We start from the raw sequence: 17004 nt of genomic DNA, 5'->3' as shown, positions 1-17004 counted from the left end.
CACCGTGACCGCACCGCTTCCGCCGGCGCTCGCGACCGACCTTCCCGCCGCACCGCTGCTGCAACGAGCGCTGCTGATCCGCCGGGCCGAGGAGCGGCTGCTCCAGCTCTTCGCCGACGGTGAACTGTCCGGTACCGTGCACTGCTGCATCGGCCAGGAGTTGGTCGGCGCCGCGCTGGGCGAGGTCCTGATCCGGGACGACACCGTCTTCTCGAACCACCGGTGTCACGGGCACTACCTCGGCGCGGGGCACGACCTGGAAGGGCTGTTCGCCGAAATCATGGGCCGCCGCGACGGGGGCTGCGGCGGCCTCGGCGGCAGCCAGCACCTGCATCGGGACGGCTTCTACTCCGGCGGCATCCTCGGCGGCCTGGTGCCGATCGCCGCCGGAGCCGGCATGGCGCATCGGCTCGACGCCTCCCCCGGGATCGCAGTCGCGGTCATCGGCGACGGCACGCTCGGCGAGGGCGTGCTCTACGAGACGATGAACCTGGCCGCGCTCTGGCACCTGCCGCTGCTGCTGGTCCTGGAGCGCAACGGCGTGGCGCAGTCGACCGACACCCACACCACCACCGCAGGCACCGCCGCCGGGCGCGCGGAGGCGTTCGCCATCCCGGTCGTGGAAACCAGCACCGGGGACCCGGCCGCGCTGTCCGCCGCCACGGCGCACGCCGCCCGGACGGTCCGCTCCGGCGCGGGACCGGTGATGCTGATCATCGACACGTTCCGGTTGGCCCCGCACTCCAAGGGCGACGACCACCGCGATCCGGCGCGAATCGCCGCGGGTTGGTCCCGTGACCCGCTGCAGCGGGCTCTGGACCAGGGCGGGGAGACCGTCGCCGCGCTGGACCGAGCCGCGCGCGAGCGGGTGACGCAGGCCGTGGAGACCGCACGGGCCTCGCCGAGACCGGACCCGGCCGTGCTGCTGGCCCGGCCGGCCGACCCGAAGCCAGCGCGCTTTCACCGGATGGCCGCCACCGACGGCCGGCGGGTCGTCACCGCGCTGCGCGACGGTCTCAAGGCGCTGCTCGACGCGGACCCGGGAATGCTGCTGCTCGGCGAGGACGTCGAGGATCCGTACGGTGGCGCGTTCATGGCCACGGCGGGATTGAGCACACTGTTCCCCGGCCGAGTTCGTAACACGCCGATCTCCGAGGCCGCGATCGTCGGAGTCGGCACCGGGCTCGCGCTCGGCGGCCGGCGCGCGCTCGTGGAGATCATGTTCGGCGACTTCGTGCTGCTCGCCGCCGATCAGCTGATCAACCAGGCAGCGAAGCTGCGCACGGTCTACGGCGCGGCCGGGCCCGGCCGCCTGATCGTGCGCACCCCGATGGGCGGACATCGCGGGTACGGACCCACACACAGCCAGACACTCGACAGGCACCTCTTCGGCGTGCCCGGCCTACGCGTCGCCGCGCTGCACAGCCTGCTCGACCCGCTCACTGTCTACCGCGGACTGCTGGACGCGGACGGCGACCCAGCAGTCGTGCTGGAGAACAAACTGCTCTACGGCCGCAGGCTCGGCGCCGGCCTGCCGGAGGGGTTCATCGCCTGGCAGACCGCGGACGCGCTGCCGACCGTGCGGGTGGCCGCGGACGACACCACCGCCGACGTCACGCTCATCGGTTACGGCGGGATGCTCGACGATCTACTCACCGCTGCCGACCGGCTCTTCGCCGAGCACGATGTGCTCGCCCAGGTCCTCTGCCCAGCCCAGATCTTCCCGTTCGACCTGGGCCCGCTGCGCCCGCTGCTGGCCGGCGGCCGCGCGATCGTGGTCGCCGAGGAGGGGCAGGGCTTCGCCGGTTTCGGTGCTGAGGTCCTAGCCCAGCTCGCCGAGCGCCCGGTCGCCGGCTCACCCCGGCTAGCGCGGGTCGCCGCCGCGCCGGTTCCGATCCCGGCCGCTCCTTCGCTGGAACGGGCGGTCCTGCCCACGGCCGACTCGGTCGTCGCCGCGACGCTGGAGGTACTGCACAGTGCCGGCTGAAGTAACTCTGCCGAAGCAGAACCCGAACGACGACGCCGCCGAAGTGCTCCGCTGGCTGGTCGCCGACGGCGACCAGGTCTCGGCCGGCGACGACCTGCTCGAGGTCGAGTCCGCCAAGGCAGTCACCGTCATCGAGTCACCCGGCCCCGGCTACCTGCGGCAGCTCGCCGCCGAGGGCGACGTAGTCCCTACCGGCGCACCGATCGCGCTGCTCTTCACCTCGATGGACGAGCTGGCCGCGACCGCGCCCGCACCGAACCCGGGCGAGACCGCACCGGCCGTGACCGGGCCACGCTTCTCCGCCGAGGGCCTGCGCGAGCTGCGGCGGCTCGACCTGAGCGCGGACCTGTTCCAGGGACGCGGCCTGGTCACCGGCGCGATGGTCCGCCGGAGCGCAGAGGAGCTGGCGCACGCCGGATCCGCAGTGCGGCGCACACCGATCGGCCCGGCCAAGCAGACCGAGATCGCCCGCCTGCACGCGGGCGGCGCCGCGCTCGCCAGCGCGCTCACCGTCGCGTTCGGCGCGGATGTCCTCGACCGGGCGCCGGCCGAGGGCGACGTGCCACCACTGCCGCTGGCACTGATCATCCACGCGCTGGCCGGCGCCCTGACCGAGTTCCCCGGGCTGAACGCGCGGTTCGCCGGTGACCATGTGGAGCAGTACACCGACATCAACGTCGGCGTGGCGGTAGACGCCGGGCACGGCCTGCGGGTGCCGGTGATCAAGCACGCGGACCGGCTCGGGCCGGAACAGATCACGCTCGACCTGCTCGACCTGCTCGCCGCGTACCACGATCGCGGCCTCCACGCGGACGACGTCGCCGGTGCCACCGTCACCGTCAGCGACCTGTCCGGGCAGAATATCCTGCAGTTCCAGCCGCGGATCAACCAGGACCAGACGCTCGCGGTCGGCGTCGGCGCGGACACCTCGCTGCCCGGCCGCCCGATGACGCTGACCGCAGTCTTCGACCACCGGGTCTCCAGCGGCCGAGCCGTGGCCGACTTCCTCACCCGGGTGCGCGCGCGGCTGCTGGAGGACCGATGAGCGGCCCGCTCGCCGCGCAGCTGGCCGGGCTCACCCCGGAGCAGCAGCGGCTGTTCCTGCAGCGGCTGCGGATGCGCCGGCGCCGGCAGAGCGCCGGGGAACGCCCGGCGGCACCGGCCACGTCCTGGCCGCTGTCCCACGCCCAGGAACGGCTGTGGCTGCTGGAGACGCTGACGCCGGGCGACCCGGCGTACACCGTGCCGTTCGCGATCCGGATCGCCGGCCCGCTCGACCGGCCGGCGTTGGAGACTGCGATCCGGACGGTGCTGGACCGACACGGCGCGCTGCGCACCATCATCGTCGAGGAGGGCCCGGCGCAGGTGGTCCGCGACGACCTGCACGCCGCGCTTGTCTGGACCGACCTGTCCGGGCTGCCGGCGCCGGAGCGCGCCACCGCGTTCGACCGGCTCGCGGCCGAGCACTGTGTCCGGACATTCGACCTGACCACGGGGCCGCCGGTGGCGCTGCACGCGGTCCGGCTCAGCGATCAAGAGACCGTGCTGCTGGCAGCCGTGCACCACATCGTCTTCGACGCGACCTCGGTGACGATCGTCCTCGACGACCTGGCCGCGGCGTACGGCGACGTGGTCGCCGGCCGGCGGAGCGCATCGGCCGGCCCTGGGCACAAGTTCGGGGAGCACTGCGCGGCGGAGCGTGCCGCGGACCGGGAGCGCGGGCTGATGTACTGGACGGACACGCTGCGCGGTGCGCCACCACTGTCCACGCTGCCGGCGCGCCGGGCCCGAGCCGAGTCTGGGCCGGGCGGGCACGTACCGCTGTGGCTGCCGGCCGGCCGGACCACAGAGCTGTTCGAGCTGCTGCGGACGGAGCGGGTGACGCGGTACGCGGCGCTGCTTGCTGCGGCCGGTCTGGCGCTGCGGCGCGCGAACGGGCAGGACACCGTGGTCGTCGGTGTGCCGGCGAGCACGCGTACCCGGCCGGATCTGGCCCACGTGGTCGGCTGTTTCTACAACCCGCAGGCGCTGCGGCTCGATCTGGAAGGCGACCCGCCGGTACGGGAGTTGCTGCGTCGCGCCCACCGTGCCGTCGGCGGAGCCCAGGCGAACGCGAACGTGCCGTTCGGGGACGTCGTCCGGGCCCTGCGCGCAACCCGTGGCGACCGGCACAACCCGCTGTTCCAGACCATGCTGAGCCTGCTCGACGCGCCGTCCCGGGAGCGGCACGGCGACGGGGCGCGGTTCACGCTCGACCCGGCGCCGGCCGGGCGTACCGACATGGATCTGTTCGTCACCGTCACCGTCACCGTCGGCGCGGACGGCGGTCTGGTCGGCGTCTGCCGGTTCGCCGGCCACCTAGATGAGCCGGACGTGGCCGCGTGGGTGGCCGACCTGACTGGGCTGCTGGATCGGATGGCAGACGGCGCGGACCAGCCGATCAGCCAGTTCGCGCCGATACCGGATTTGGTCCGGACGGCCGTAGCTGCACCCGCAGAGCCCGTCTACCGGGCGCCAGGCACCCCGGCGGAAGCACTGCTGGCCGGTGTCTGGGCGCGGGTGCTCGGCGTGGACCGGGTCGGCGCGGACGACAACTTCTTCCAGCTAGGCGGCGACTCCATGCAGGTGATCCAGGTGATCGCGGAGACGGCTGCGGCCGGGCTGTCCCTCTCCCCGGGCGACCTACTGCGCCACCCTACCGTCACCGGGCTCGCCGCCCTGGGGCCCCGACAGCCGCAGGTATGGGAGAGGGTGGTCACTGGTGACGTGCCGACGACCCCGGCGCAGGCATGGTTCCTGACCGAAATCCTGCCGCACCTGAGCCATCCCGGGCACTTCAACCATCCGTACCATGCGGAACTGCTCCGGCCGGTGACCGCGGCTGAGCTGTCCGGCGCGGTGGCCACACTGGCCCGCCGGCACGACGCGCTGCGGCTGCGACTGGTCATGGACGGCGACGGACGGCGACGGCAGATCAGCCTCCCGGACGCCGGGCCAGTGCCATTCGACACGCACGACCTACGCGACGCCGACGTAGAGCGGGCAGACCGGCTCGCTGCGGACATAGCGGATACGGCACAGCGACGCCTGTCGCTGTCGGCGGCTCCGATGCGGGCCGTTCATTTCCGAATGCCCGGCGGGCAGCCCGACCGGCTCCTACTCATCTGCCATCACCTGCTGGTCGACGGTTTCTCCCGCACGCTGCTCATGAACGACCTCGCGGACGTGCTCGACCCCGGCGCGGCACCGGCGCCGCCGTCGCTGCCGTACGCCGCGTGGGCGCACCTGCTCCGGGACGCGGCTAGCGCGCCGGAGCTGATCGGCCAGCGCGCGTTCTGGCGCGCGCAGGCCCGCGCCGAGGAACTGCCGGTCGACCTGCCCGGCACCGCCGTCCGATTCGGATCAAGGGTCGGGGTGCGCCGGAGCCTCGCCGCCGACGTCACCGCGCGGCTTGCCACGGAGGCGCGCCAAGCCGGTACCGGTCTCAGCGATCTGCTGCTGGCCGCCACCGCCGTTGCGGTCGCCGCGTGGCAGGGCGGCGACGAGCTGACCGTCGCGCTGGCCGCGCCGGGCCGCAACGGGCCGCCCGGCCACGACGTCGACGTGACGCGGACGGTCGGCTGGTTTCAGTACTTCTACCCGCTCCGCCTGCGTCTAGGCCGCACATCATCCCTGCTGCGGCTCGCCGGCGAGCTGCGCGCGCAGATCGAGGCAGTGCCAATGCACGGGCTCGGGCACGGCCTGCTCACCCACGCACACCCCGATCCGGCCGTACGGGAGGAGATGGCGCGATCGGCCAGGCCGCAGGTCAGCTTCAATTACCTGGGCGAGATCGGCTCCTGGGACCGGCAGCCGGCGGCCCGGGTCCTGCGGCCGTCGGCGCACCCGTCCGGCACCGCCCAGGATCCGGACGGCCGCTGGCCGTACCTGCTCGACGTGGCGGGTGAGCTGCGCGATGGCCGGCTGCGGTTCGCCGTACACCACGACACCGGATTGCATCGCGCGGCAACCATGGACGGGCTCGTGGACGAGATCGTCCGACTCCTGAACGGGGACGCGCGATGACACACCTCGTGGTGGTCAACGACGAGGAGCAGTACTCGATCTGGCCGGCCGACGGCACAACGCCACCAGACGGCTGGCGCGAGACCGGATTCACCGGCAGCCGCGTGGAGTGCTTGGACCACATTGGCCGAGTGTGGACCGACCAGCGCCCGCGCAGCGCGCGCGGCGACGGCGTCCACGACCTGGTGGAGGCGCAGGTCGCGGCGCGCCCGAACGAGCCGGCCGTGGCGGACGCGACGAGCGGGGACACCCTCACGTACGCCGGGCTGTGGTCGGCGGCCGGCGCGCTCGCGGTCGAGCTGGCCGGTGGCGGCGTCGGCGCCGGTGACACCGTCGGCCTGCGGGTGAGCCGTTCCGTTGACCTGGTGGTCGCGATGCTCGCCGTCACCCGGGCCGGCGCGGCCTACCTATGTCTGGACGCGGACGCGCCGCCGGACCGGATCACCTCGATCCTCGACCAGGCCAAGATCGCCGCGATGCTGCACCCGGCCGACGCAGCCGACGGCATGCCGGTCACCCGCGGCCTGCGGCTGGCCGTGCACCGGGACGCCGTGTCCGCCGGGAGCGCGTTGCCACCGGCCACCGCCCCGGACGACCCGATCTACATCATGTACACGTCCGGATCCACCGGGGAGCCGAAGGGCGTGGTAGTGCCGCACCGCGCGGTGCGGCGGCTCGCCGTCAACCCGCTGTTCTGCACCATCGCGCCCGGTGACCGCGTCGCGCACGCGGCCAACCCCGCGTTCGACGCCGCCACCTTCGAGGTGTGGAACACGCTGGTCGCTGGTGGCACCGTGGTGGTCTTCCCTGCACTTACCGACGTAACGTTCGCCCAGTGGAGCACGCTGCTGATCTCGGCGGGCATCACCACCATGTTCCTCACTACGTCGCTGTTCCACCTGATCGCCCGGGAACGACCTGCCGCGCTCGCCCCGCTGCGCAACCTCATTGTCGGCGGCGAGCAGTTGGACCTGATCGCGGTCCACCGGGTCCTCGCCGCCGGTCCACCCGGCCGTATCGTCAACGGGTACGGGCCGACTGAGACCACTACGTTCGCCGCGTACTTCGACTGCACCGAGGCAAGTCTCTCCGATACGGACCGCATCCCGATCGGCCGGCCGCTGCAGCGGACCACGCTGCGAATCCTCGACAAGGACCTGCAGCCCATACCGCCGGGCGAGACCGGCGAACTGTGCGTCGGCGGCCCCGGCGTCGCGCTCGGCTACCTGCACCAGCCCGACCTCACCGCGCTGCGGTTCGTCACCGACCCCGCTACCGGCGAGATCATCTACCGCACCGGCGACTTGGCGCGCCTGCGGCCGGACGGCAACTACGAGGTGCTCGGCCGGCTTGACCGCCAGATCAAGCTGTGGGGCTTCCGGATCGAACTGGAGGAGGTCGAGTCCGCAGTCCTGGCCACCGGGCTGGTCGACGCCGCGTTCGTAGAGAAGACCGGTTCAGGCCCCGACTCGATGCTGGTCGGGTTCGTCCTGGCCGCCGCCAGCGACAACGCGCCGGGCACGCTGCCGCGGCGGCTGAACACGGCACTCGGCACGCGGCTGCCCGGCTACATGATCCCGGCCCGCTGGCTGGTACTGCCCGAGGTGCCGCTCGGTTCCACCGGCAAGGTCGACCGCCGAGCGCTGCACCGAATGCTGGCCGGTCCCCAGTAGTTACGCACAGGACAGCAACGCGGCATCGATGGAGATCCTGCGCCCGCGGCTGAGCCGATGCCCGCCAGCGACAATGCGCCAGGACCCAATTGCGACTCAACCGTGAGTCGCCGCGACGCGCCTACGAGGGGCGCGTGAATTCGGCTACGTCCCGTCGCTGCCGGCAGACACACACAGGTCTTCCGGTTCTCGGACTCGATTGATCCCTGGCCGCCGTCCCTCCTGGCACCCTGGGCGCGGCTCGGCGACGAGGCGCCCTCGCGGTTGTCCCGCGCGCTCAGGTACCGCAACAGCGCCCGAACACTCTTCGGCCCGAACCACGTCAGTGACCAGCAGCATGCCCAACTCCGACAGGCGGGCGCCGGTGTTGGCGTACAACCGGACCAGCGCCTCGTCGCGCAGGCCGACGAACCCCTCGCCCCGATACGCCTGCAGCACCTTCGCCGTTTCCGCCTCCCCAGCACCGGCACCGGCGTCGGCGGCGTCTTCGGCGGCCGTGAACCGGCCAAGTAGAGGAGTCATCGCCCCCGACGCCATCGACTTCCCTGCCGCCGGCCACACGCCTCGATGCGGGCCGGAGCGTCTGGACCGGGTGTGGCCACTCGCCGCGATCGGCGTGGACCCCTCGCAGACGGAGGCGCTGCTGGCGGATGACTTCATCGAGACGGTCATGCTGACCGGGACACGGGTATTCGCACTGTCGGGGATCGAGCACCCCAGCCCTCGGTTCCGGATCGGGGTGCTACCGCTACGCGACCAATTCACGAGTGATGCAGGACAGCCGGAACCTTCGTGATGGACCTGGATGATGCTGGTTGCTGCACCTAGCACCTCAGCCGCAACCAGGACGGACTCGCACCCGTTTTGTCCAAAAATAGTCCGTCGTTAAGAGGTCCAACGACGATCACAACGCCGCCGACACAGTACTCCCACCAGGCGATTTTCAGCGGAGGCAACCAAGACCGGCTCGCTACACCACCCGAGTTAAGGGTTCCAGCAACGCCTCGCACGCCAGCACATCGAGGCAGATGAACAAGCCGAGGGCTCCCACAAGTCGCTGACCTGCGGAAACCCTCTCGCTGTCGGGACGGCCGGATTCGAACCGACGACCCCTTGACCCCCAGTCAAGTGCGCTACCAAACTGCGCCACGTCCCGCTGCCACAGAATGACATCTGTGGCAACCGGTACAGCCTAGCGCATCCGCGGCAGGGGGCCGCGCGCCCCCACCTGTGGATCGGACCGGCTGACCGGAGCCCTACTCAGCCGTGTGCCTTGCCCCGCCCACCGGGGCCGACCTGCTTGCGCGGCCGGACCGAGACGTCGATCGGGGTACCCTCGAAACCGAACTCCTCCCGCAGCTTACGTTCGACGAAGCGCTGGTAGCCGGCATCGAGTGGACCGGTGGTGAACAGCACGAACCGAGGTGGTGCGACGCCGGCCTGGGTGGCGAAGAGAATTCTTGGTGCCCGGCCGCCCCGCACCGGGTGCGGGGTGGCCTGAGTCAGGGCGGTGATCCACTGGTTGAGCTGTCCCGTCGGGATGCGGGTTTCCCAGCTCGCCAGGGCGCTACGCAGCGCGGGCGCGAGCCGCTCCACCGACCGGCCGGTCTTCGCGGAGATGTTCACCCGAATCGCCCAGGGGATCCGGCGCAGGTCCCGCTCGATCTCCTTCTCCAGGTAGTAGCGTCGGTCCGCGTCGACAAGGTCCCACTTGTTGAAGGCGATGACCAGTGCCCGGCCGGCTTCGACGACCATGGTCAGTACCCGCTGGTCCTGCTCGCTCAGGGTCTCACCGGCGTCGAGCAGAACGACCGCTACTTCCGCCACCTCGATCGCCCCGGCCGTCCGCAGGCTGGCATAGTACTCGGTACCACTTGCCCGGTTTGCCCGCTTACGCAGGCCGGCCGTATCGACGAACTGCCACGGCTCGCCACCGATCTCCACGATGCTGTCCACTGGGTCCACGGTGGTGCCGGCAACCGAGTCGACGACCGCGCGATCCTCCCGGGCAAGCCGGTTGAGCAGGCTGGACTTACCGACGTTGGGCCGGCCGACGAGCGCCACGCGCCGGGGACCACGGGGGCCACCGGGCTCGGGGATGGGCGGTGGGTCGGGCAGCGCGTCGAGGACGGCGTCCAGCAGGTCGCCGGATCCGCGACCGTGCAGTGCGGATACGGGGTACGGCTGGCCGAGACCCAGCGACCACAGCGACGTCGACTCGACCTCGACAGCCGCGTTGTCCGCCTTGTTGGCGACCAGGATGACGGGCTTGGCGCTGCGTCGCAGCATCTTGACGGCGGCTTCGTCCACGTCGGTCGAGCCGACCGTGGCGTCGACCACGAACAGGACCACGTCGGCGGTGGCGACGGCGATCTCGGCCTGGGCCGCGATCGCGCCGGCCCGGTCCCGCGCGTCGGGCTCCCAGCCGCCGGTGTCGACGACGGTGAACTGCCGTCCGGACCAGTTCGCGTCGTATGGCACCCGGTCGCGGGTGACACCCGGCACGTCCTCGACCACCGCCTGCCGACGGCCGATGATCCGATTGACCAGTGTGGACTTTCCTACGTTGGGCCGGCCGACGACCGCGACCACCGGCACCGGAGCGGACAGATCGGCCACGTACTCCGTGGCCGCCTCGGCGCTCATCGGCTGGTCCTGGCGAAGAGCAGGCCCCGGAGCTGGTCGACGACCTCGTCGATGCCCATTCCGGTGGTGTCGACGACGACCGCGTCCGCGGACTGCTGGAGTGGGTCGACGGTACGGGTCGAGTCGAACCGGTCGCGTCGGGCGAGCGCCTCGGCGGTCGCCGCGACGTCGGCGGCCGTCTCGGCGCTGCGCCGCATCGCGCGGGTCTCGGCGGAGGCGGTGAGGTAGATCTTGAGGTCGGCCTCGGGGGCGACGACCGAGCCGATGTCGCGACCCTCGACGACGATCGGCGCATGTGCGTCGATGAGGGCGCGTTGTGCGGCGACCAGTAGCTCCCGCACGGCGGGGGCGGCGGCCACCGCAGAGACGGCCGAGGTGACGTCCGCCCCGCGGATCTCGGCGTCGACGCGGACTCCGTCCGCGCTGATGTGTGGTGCGGTCGGATCGGTGCCGATCGACAGGGCCACGTCCGCCGCGACCTTGCTGACCCCGTCGGCGTCGTGTGGGTCGACACCGGAGCGCAGTACCGCCCAGGTGATCGCCCGGTACATCGCCCCGGTGTCCAGGTACCGCGCATTGGTCGCGCTAGCGAGTCGCCGGGAAACGGTAGATTTGCCCGATCCGGACGGACCATCCACCGCTACCACAAAGTGCCCGGTCCGTTCCTGCTCAGCCACCGTCGCTCCTCTCACCCGCCACACCGCCCCCGGCCATCCCGGGAATCCCACCGGGGGCACCCTTCCGGGTGCCCCCCAACGCGTCCAATCATGCCTGGTTAGTCACCGGTGGCTGCGAACAGGGCGGCGACCTCAGCGTTGTTCAGTCGCCGGGTCCGGCCCGGCCGGAGGTCACCGAGCCGGATCGGCCCGATCGAGGTCCGCACCAGCCGCGACACCGGATGCCCCACCTCGTCGAACAGTCGCCGGACGATGTGGTTGCGCCCTTCGTGCAGCACCACCTCCACCTGCGCGGTGCGGCCCAGGGTGTCCAGCAACGTGTACTTGTCCACTTTGGCGGGGCCGTCGTCGAGGTCGACCCCGGCGAGCAGGCGACGGCCCACCGCCCTGGGGACCGGGCCGGCGATCTCACACAGATACGTCTTGGGAACGCCGTACGACGGATGGGTCAGCCGGTGCGCCAGAGTGCCGTCGTTGGTCAGCAGCAGCAGGCCTTCGCTCTCCGCGTCCAGTCGGCCCACGTGGTACACCCGCTCGTTGACCCGGTCGAGAAGATCCGACAGCGCCGTACGCCCTTTTTCGTCCGCCATGGTAGATACCACCCCACGCGGCTTGTTCATTGCCAGATAGGCGAGCCGATGGTCGGTAACCAGCCGCTCGCCGTCGACGTGGATGACCGCGCTGCGCGGATCGGCCTTGTCGCCGAGTCGGGCGACCTGTCCGTCGACGGTCACCCGCCCACGGAAGATCAGATCCTCACACGCCCGTCGGGAGCCGACGCCGGCGGCGGCCAGCACCTTCTGCAGGCGCTGCACGCCACTGTCGTCATCGTTGGGCATCGGCGATCTCTTCCACGTCGTCGGGCAGGAATGGCGCGAGCGAGGGTAGCTCCTCGACGCTGTTCAGCCCCAATTTTTCCAGGAACAGCGTCGAGGTCCGGTAGAGGTAGGCGCCGGACTCCGGCTCGCTGCCACATTCCTCGATCAGGCCACGCGACGACAGGGTACGGATCACTCCGTCACAGTTGACGCCGCGGATGGCAGAGACCCGACCGCGGGTCACCGGTTGTTTGTAGGCGACCACCGCGAGTGTCTCCAGGGCGGCCTGGGTCAACCGTACCGACTGCCCGTCCAGCACGAACCGCTCCACGTACGGGGCGTACTCCGGGCGGGTGTAGAGCCGCCACCCGCCCGCTGCCCGCCGCAGGTCGAAGCCGTGACCGGCGGCCGTGTAGCTGGCGGAGATCCGGCGGAGCACGCTGGCGACCCGGTCCGTCGGCTGCTCCAGCACCTGGGCCAGCACCACCTCGGCGACCGGTTCGTCGACCACCAGCAGGATCGCTTCCAGCGCGGCGCACAGTTCGGCGTCGTCCAGCAGCGCCAATGCCGCAGCAGGCTCCGGCTCCGGCGGCTGCTCCGGCTCTAGGGGCGGCTCGGGCGGCATCTGCGCGACAGGCTCGGGGGCCGTCGCGGCCGTGGCCTGCTCCGGCGCGGACTCGGCGGGATCGACCGCTGCCGGTACGGCGTCCCGCGCCCACGGCGGCACCCAGGCCGCTGCCTGCTCGGCGAGCGAGTCGGGCTGCTCGGCGCTCGTCACTGGGTCTCCTCCCCTGATGTGTCCGACGGTTCTGCCGCCGCGGCCGGCGACTCGCCCGGTGCCCCGTCGACAGCGTCACGCTGCCGTTCCTCGGGCCGACCGGCGTACTCGTCGATGGTGAGCTCGGCTCCGCCGTCGACGCCGCCGGTCCAGCGTACGGTGAGGTCGTCAAGGGCCTGCTCCTGAGTGAAGCCGACCAGTCCTTCCCGGTACAACTCCAGCAGCGCGAGGAACCGGGCCACCACCTCCAGCGTGGACTCGCAGTCGAGGCAGAGCGTCTGAAAGGTCGCGGTGCCAATCCGGCGCAGTCGGTCGCGCAGCAGGGCGGCGTGCTCACGCACGCTGACCCGCACCTGGTGCACGTGATCGATCGACACGATCGGCGCGGTCCGGGGCGTCATCGCCCTGACCGCGAGTCTGGCCAACCGCTCGGGGCCGATGCCGAGCACCAGCTCGGGCAGCGCCTGCGCGTACCGTTCCTCCAGGGCGACCGACCGGGGGTAGCGGCGGGAGCCGGCCGTCTCCAGAGCGGAGATGTACGCGGCGGCTTCCTTGAACGCCTTGTACTGCAGCAGCCGGGCGAACAACAGATCCCGCGCCTCCAGCAGGGCCAGGTCCTCCTCGTCCTCGACCTGGGCGGCGGGCAGCAGCCGGGCGGCCTTGAGGTCGAGCAGGGTGGCCGCGATGACCAGGAACTCGCTGGCCTCGTCGAGGTCCCAGTCGTCGCCCATCGCCCGGATGTAAGCGATGAACTCGTCGGTGACCTCGTGCAACGCCACCTCGGTGACGTCGAGCTTGTGCTTGCCGATGAGCTGCAGCAGCAGGTCGAACGGCCCGGTGAAATTCGCCAACCGTACGGTGAAGCCGACGTTGTCGCCGGCCGGGGTGACGCCGACATCGGCGCCGGGCTCCGCGGCCGGGGCGGCCTGGGCAGTCGCCGCGTCGGCAGCCGTCGGTGCACTCACCAGTCGACCGTAGTGCACCTACGTGTCGAGCCGCACCGCAGGCTAACGCTCCGCATGCTGCGCGATGACCTCGCGGGCCAACTGCCGGTAGTTGCGGGCACCGGACGAGGCCGGGTCCAGGCTGGTGATGGGTGCGCCGGCCACGGTCGACTCCGGGAACTTGACCGTCTTGGTGATCACTGTCTGGTAGACCTTGTCGCCGAACGCCTCGACCACCCGCTGCAGCACCTGGCGGCAGTGTGTGGTGCGGCTGTCGTACATGGTCGCGAGGATGCCCTCAAGCTCGAGATCGAAGTTGAGCCGCTCGCGGACCTTGTCGATGGTGTCCAGCAGCAGGGCCACGCCACGCAGGCTGAAGAATTCGCATTCGAGCGGGATCAGTACGCCGTGCGCGACGGTCAACGCGTTGATCGCCAGCAGTCCGAGTGAGGGCTGACAGTCGATGAGAACGAAGTCGTACTCCTTGCGGATCGACTTGAGCACCCGGGCCAGGGCCATCTCCCTGGCGACCTCGTTGACCAGCTGAATTTCCGCAGCCGACAGATCGATGTTGGCCGGCAGCAGGTGCAGACCCGCGACATCGGTCTTGATCAGCACGTCCTCGGCGGTCACGTCGTCCTGCATCAGCAGGTTGTAGACGGACAGGTCGAGATTGTGCGGGTTGACCCCGAGACCGACCGACAGCGCACCCTGCGGATCGAAGTCGACCAGCAGCACCTTACGACCGTACTCGGCCAGCGCGGCACCGAGGTTGATGGTGGTGGTGGTCTTGCCGACGCCGCCCTTCTGGTTGGCCATCGCCAACACCCGGGCCGGACCGTGCCGGTCGGTCGGCATCGGCTCGGGAATCGGCTTTCGCGTGGTGTAGGCGGTGGGGTCGGCGGGACCGAGCTCAGCGCTCAGGTCGAGCCCGGCCTGTTGTTCGCGGAGCGTCGAGGTCCACGCCTCGGCACGGTCACTGTTGCCCGCCACGTCCTGTGCGCCCCCTTCCGACGACTGCTCGGCGCCGGAGCCGACCGACGTCTGCAGCGGCGTCGCGCCGCTGCGGGCCTTCGCCTGCCGCCGTACGAAAGCCGCGCCGTTGCCCGACTGTACGCCACCGGGCGAGGGTGCGGCGGACACCGGCCCGGCGTGTCGACCCGGCGCGACCGCTTCTGCCTGCGGGTCAGTGGCGGGCGCGCGGATGCGAGGTGGCGTACACCTCGCGGAGCCGCTCGACGGTGACCATCGTGTAGACCTGGGTGGTCGTGACCGAGGCGTGGCCGAGCAGTTCCTGGACCACCCGTACGTCGGCGCCGCCGTCGAGCAGATGCGTAGCGTAGGAGTGGCGCAGGGTGTGTGGCGACACGGGTTGCGCTCCGGTGACCGGCAGGCCGGCGCGTTCGGCGGCCCGGCGCAGCACCGTCCACGCGCTCTGTCGGGACAGCTGTCCGCCACGGGCGTTGAGGAAGACCGCCGGGCTGCCCCGCCCGGTGGCAGCGAGACCGGGGCGGACCCGGGTCAGGTACGCCCCTAGCGCGGCGGCGGCGTACCCGCCGACTGGAACCACCCGTTGCCGGCCGCCCTTGCCGCGCAGCAGGACCACGGCGGCGGTCAGGTCGAGGTCGTCCACAGCGGCGCCGACGGCTTCGGAGATCCGTGCTCCGGTGCCGTAGAGGAACTCCAGCAGCGCCCGGTCGCGGACCGCGAGTGGCGCGCCGGTTCCGTCCACGGCACCGGCTGCGGCGAGTAGCTGCTCGACCTGGGTCACGTCGAGCGCGCGGGGCAGCCGACGCGGCGGTACGGCCGGTCGCACGTCCCGACTGGCGTCGGACCCGGCGTACCCTTCGCGGGCGGCGAACCGGTGCAGTCCACGGATGGCGCTGGCGGCGCGGGCGGTGGACGCGGCCGACAGAGGTGGTTGTTCGTCGGTGCCGGCCCGCAGCACGGCCAGGTGTCCGGTGATCTGCGCCGGCCCGACCTGCGAAAGGTCGGCGACCCCGCATCCGGCGAGCGTGCCGAGGTAACGCTCCAGGTCCCGCCGATAGGACCGCAACGTGTGCTGGGACAGACCACGCTCGACCGTGAGGTGGTCCAGGTAGCCGCGCACCGCCTGGCGCAACGCGCTGGTCCGCTCCGCCGGTTGCGGCGCGCTGTGGCGGGTCAGTCGAGCACCTCGGTCACCGGCCGGCTCGTCAGGCCGTGGGCCTCGGCGACCGGACCATAGGTGACCTCGCCGTCGTAGGTGTTCAGGCCGGCGGCGAGCGCGCTGTCGCGCCCAAGGGCGTCGCGCCAGCCACGGTTGGCCAGTTCCAGGGCGTACGGCAGGGTGACGTTGGTCAACGCGTAGGTGCTGGTGTGCGGGACGGCACCGGGCATGTTCGCCACGCAGTAGAAGACCGAGTCGTGCACCCGGTAGACGGGATCGGCGTGGGTGGTGGGCCGGGAGTTCTCGAAACACCCGCCCTGGTCGATGGAGATGTCGACCAGCACGCTGCCTGGCTTCATCCGGGACACCAGTTCGTTGGTGACGAGTTTGGGTGCCTTCGCGCCGGGGACCAGCACGGCCCCGATGACCATGTCCGCGTCGAGTACCGCCCGTTCGACCTCGTACGTGTTGGACGCGACGGTCTGCAGATGGCCCTGGTAGATGGCGTCGGCCTGCCGCAGTTTGTTGATGTTGCGGTCCAACAGCAGCACCTCGGCCTGCATGCCGAGCGCGATGGCGGCGGCGTTCATGCCGGAGACGCCGGCTCCGACGACCACCACCTTCGCCGCGTAGACGCCCGAGACGCCACCCATGAGTACGCCGCGACCGCCGCCGGAGCGCATCAGGTGGTAGGCGCCGACCTGGGGTGCCAGCCTGCCGGCGACCTCGGACATCGGGGCGAGCAGCGGCAGCGCGCGATCGGCGGTCTCCACCGTCTCGTACGCGATGGCGGTGACCCGCCGACGCAGCAACGCGTCGGTGCACTCCTTGGACGCCGCGAGGTGCAGGTAGGTGAACAGGACCTGTTCGGGGCGCATCCGGTGAAATTCCTCGGCGATCGGTTCCTTGACCTTGAGAATCAGATCGCCTGCCGCCCAGACCTCGTCGGCTCCGGGCAGGATGGTCGCACCGGCGGCGGCGAACTCCTCGTCGCTGATCGAGGATCCGACACCCGCGCTGGTCTCGATCACCACCTGGTGCCCGGCCCGGACGAACTCGTGCACGCCGGACGGGGTGATAGCCACCCGGTACTCGTGGTTCTTGACCTCGCGGGGTATGCCAACCTTCACGTCACTGTCACCTCTCTGCAGGCGCCGCTGCCCGATCACGCCCGTCCGGCGCAGTCTAGATCCGTTTGGCGGACGACCCGGGCGCGCATCCTGACAGACGATCTCGGCCAGACTTGACGATGTGTCAGTCCCGAGAG

At 71.2% G+C, this 17004-nt stretch carries 12 protein-coding genes and 1 tRNA gene; 4 read left to right on the top strand and 9 right to left on the bottom strand.

The features are described from left to right. Positions 1-4: 4 nt before the first annotated feature. Genes ACFHVL_RS23580 through ACFHVL_RS23565 form a run of 4 tightly spaced genes read left to right on the top strand, consistent with a single transcriptional unit; the run spans position 5 to position 7725 of the window. Positions 5-1987 carry a thiamine pyrophosphate-dependent enzyme gene (locus ACFHVL_RS23580; RefSeq protein ID WP_416630611.1) on the top strand — a complete coding sequence of 661 codons (1983 nt, stop codon included), beginning with the start codon at positions 5-7 and terminating at the stop codon, positions 1985-1987. Continuing rightward, positions 1977-3032 (top strand): 2-oxo acid dehydrogenase subunit E2, encoded by a 1056-nt coding sequence (locus ACFHVL_RS23575; protein ID WP_416630610.1) that lies wholly within the window; start codon positions 1977-1979, stop codon positions 3030-3032. The genes ACFHVL_RS23580 and ACFHVL_RS23575 overlap by 11 nt, the downstream gene beginning before the upstream one ends. After that, on the top strand, positions 3029-6052 hold the full coding sequence (locus tag ACFHVL_RS23570) for a condensation domain-containing protein (protein ID WP_416630609.1): 3024 nt from the start codon (positions 3029-3031) through the stop codon (positions 6050-6052). The genes ACFHVL_RS23575 and ACFHVL_RS23570 overlap by 4 nt, the downstream gene beginning before the upstream one ends. Then, the gene (locus ACFHVL_RS23565) at positions 6049-7725 is read left to right on the top strand and encodes an amino acid adenylation domain-containing protein (protein ID WP_416630608.1); all 1677 of its coding nucleotides are present in this window, start codon (positions 6049-6051) and stop codon (positions 7723-7725) included. The genes ACFHVL_RS23570 and ACFHVL_RS23565 overlap by 4 nt, the downstream gene beginning before the upstream one ends. Before the next feature lie 1082 nt (positions 7726-8807). Here ACFHVL_RS23565 and ACFHVL_RS23560 read toward each other — a convergent pair. The 9 genes from ACFHVL_RS23560 to ald form a co-directional block, all read right to left on the bottom strand. After that, a tRNA-Pro gene (locus ACFHVL_RS23560) sits at positions 8808-8881 on the bottom strand. Positions 8882-8985: 104 nt separating this feature from the next. Continuing rightward, positions 8986-10371, bottom strand: a complete 1386-nt coding sequence (gene der, locus ACFHVL_RS23555) for a ribosome biogenesis GTPase Der (protein WP_416630607.1) — start codon at positions 10369-10371, stop codon at positions 8986-8988. Further along, the gene (gene cmk, locus ACFHVL_RS23550) at positions 10368-11048 is read right to left on the bottom strand and encodes a (d)CMP kinase (RefSeq protein ID WP_416630606.1); all 681 of its coding nucleotides are present in this window, start codon (positions 11046-11048) and stop codon (positions 10368-10370) included. Before cmk ends, der begins: the two co-directional genes overlap by 4 nt. 98 nt (positions 11049-11146) lie before the next feature. Continuing rightward, a complete protein-coding gene (locus ACFHVL_RS23545; RefSeq protein ID WP_416630605.1) occupies positions 11147-11887 on the bottom strand; it encodes a pseudouridine synthase in 741 nt (246 codons plus the stop codon). Continuing rightward, positions 11874-12644 (bottom strand): SMC-Scp complex subunit ScpB, encoded by a 771-nt coding sequence (gene scpB, locus ACFHVL_RS23540; protein ID WP_416630604.1) that lies wholly within the window; start codon positions 12642-12644, stop codon positions 11874-11876. The genes ACFHVL_RS23545 and scpB overlap by 14 nt, the downstream gene beginning before the upstream one ends. Further along, complete coding sequence (locus tag ACFHVL_RS23535) at positions 12641-13627, bottom strand: segregation and condensation protein A (protein WP_416630603.1); 987 nt, start codon at positions 13625-13627, stop codon at positions 12641-12643. The genes scpB and ACFHVL_RS23535 overlap by 4 nt, the downstream gene beginning before the upstream one ends. 24 nt (positions 13628-13651) lie before the next feature. Then, entirely contained in the window at positions 13652-14581 is a 930-nt protein-coding gene (locus tag ACFHVL_RS23530) for a ParA family protein (protein ID WP_326555661.1), read from the bottom strand. A gap of 193 nt (positions 14582-14774) precedes the next feature. Continuing rightward, complete coding sequence (locus tag ACFHVL_RS23525) at positions 14775-15755, bottom strand: site-specific tyrosine recombinase XerD (protein ID WP_416630626.1); 981 nt, start codon at positions 15753-15755, stop codon at positions 14775-14777. Further along, positions 15752-16867 carry an alanine dehydrogenase gene (ald, locus tag ACFHVL_RS23520; protein WP_416630602.1) on the bottom strand — a complete coding sequence of 372 codons (1116 nt, stop codon included), beginning with the start codon at positions 16865-16867 and terminating at the stop codon, positions 15752-15754. The genes ACFHVL_RS23525 and ald overlap by 4 nt, the downstream gene beginning before the upstream one ends. Positions 16868-17004 lie beyond the last annotated feature (137 nt).

The organism is Micromonospora sp. LOL_023, from assembly GCF_048060115.1.
In the GTDB taxonomy this organism is placed as follows: domain Bacteria; phylum Actinomycetota; class Actinomycetes; order Mycobacteriales; family Micromonosporaceae; genus Micromonospora_E.
Note: the sequence above shows the minus strand (reverse complement) of the source record. Positions and strands in the feature narration are given on the sequence as shown.

What these genes read in the sequence shown, in the direction of transcription:
- ACFHVL_RS23565 (WP_416630608.1), top strand. Translation starts at nt 6,049, where the DNA reads ATGACACACCTCGTGGTGGTCAACGACGAGGAGCAGTACTCGATCTGG.
- ACFHVL_RS23545 (WP_416630605.1), bottom strand. Translation starts at nt 11,887, where the DNA reads ATGCCCAACGATGACGACAGTGGCGTGCAGCGCCTGCAGAAGGTGCTG.
- ACFHVL_RS23570 (WP_416630609.1), top strand. Translation starts at nt 3,029, where the DNA reads ATGAGCGGCCCGCTCGCCGCGCAGCTGGCCGGGCTCACCCCGGAGCAG.
- der (WP_416630607.1), bottom strand. Translation starts at nt 10,371, where the DNA reads ATGAGCGCCGAGGCGGCCACGGAGTACGTGGCCGATCTGTCCGCTCCG.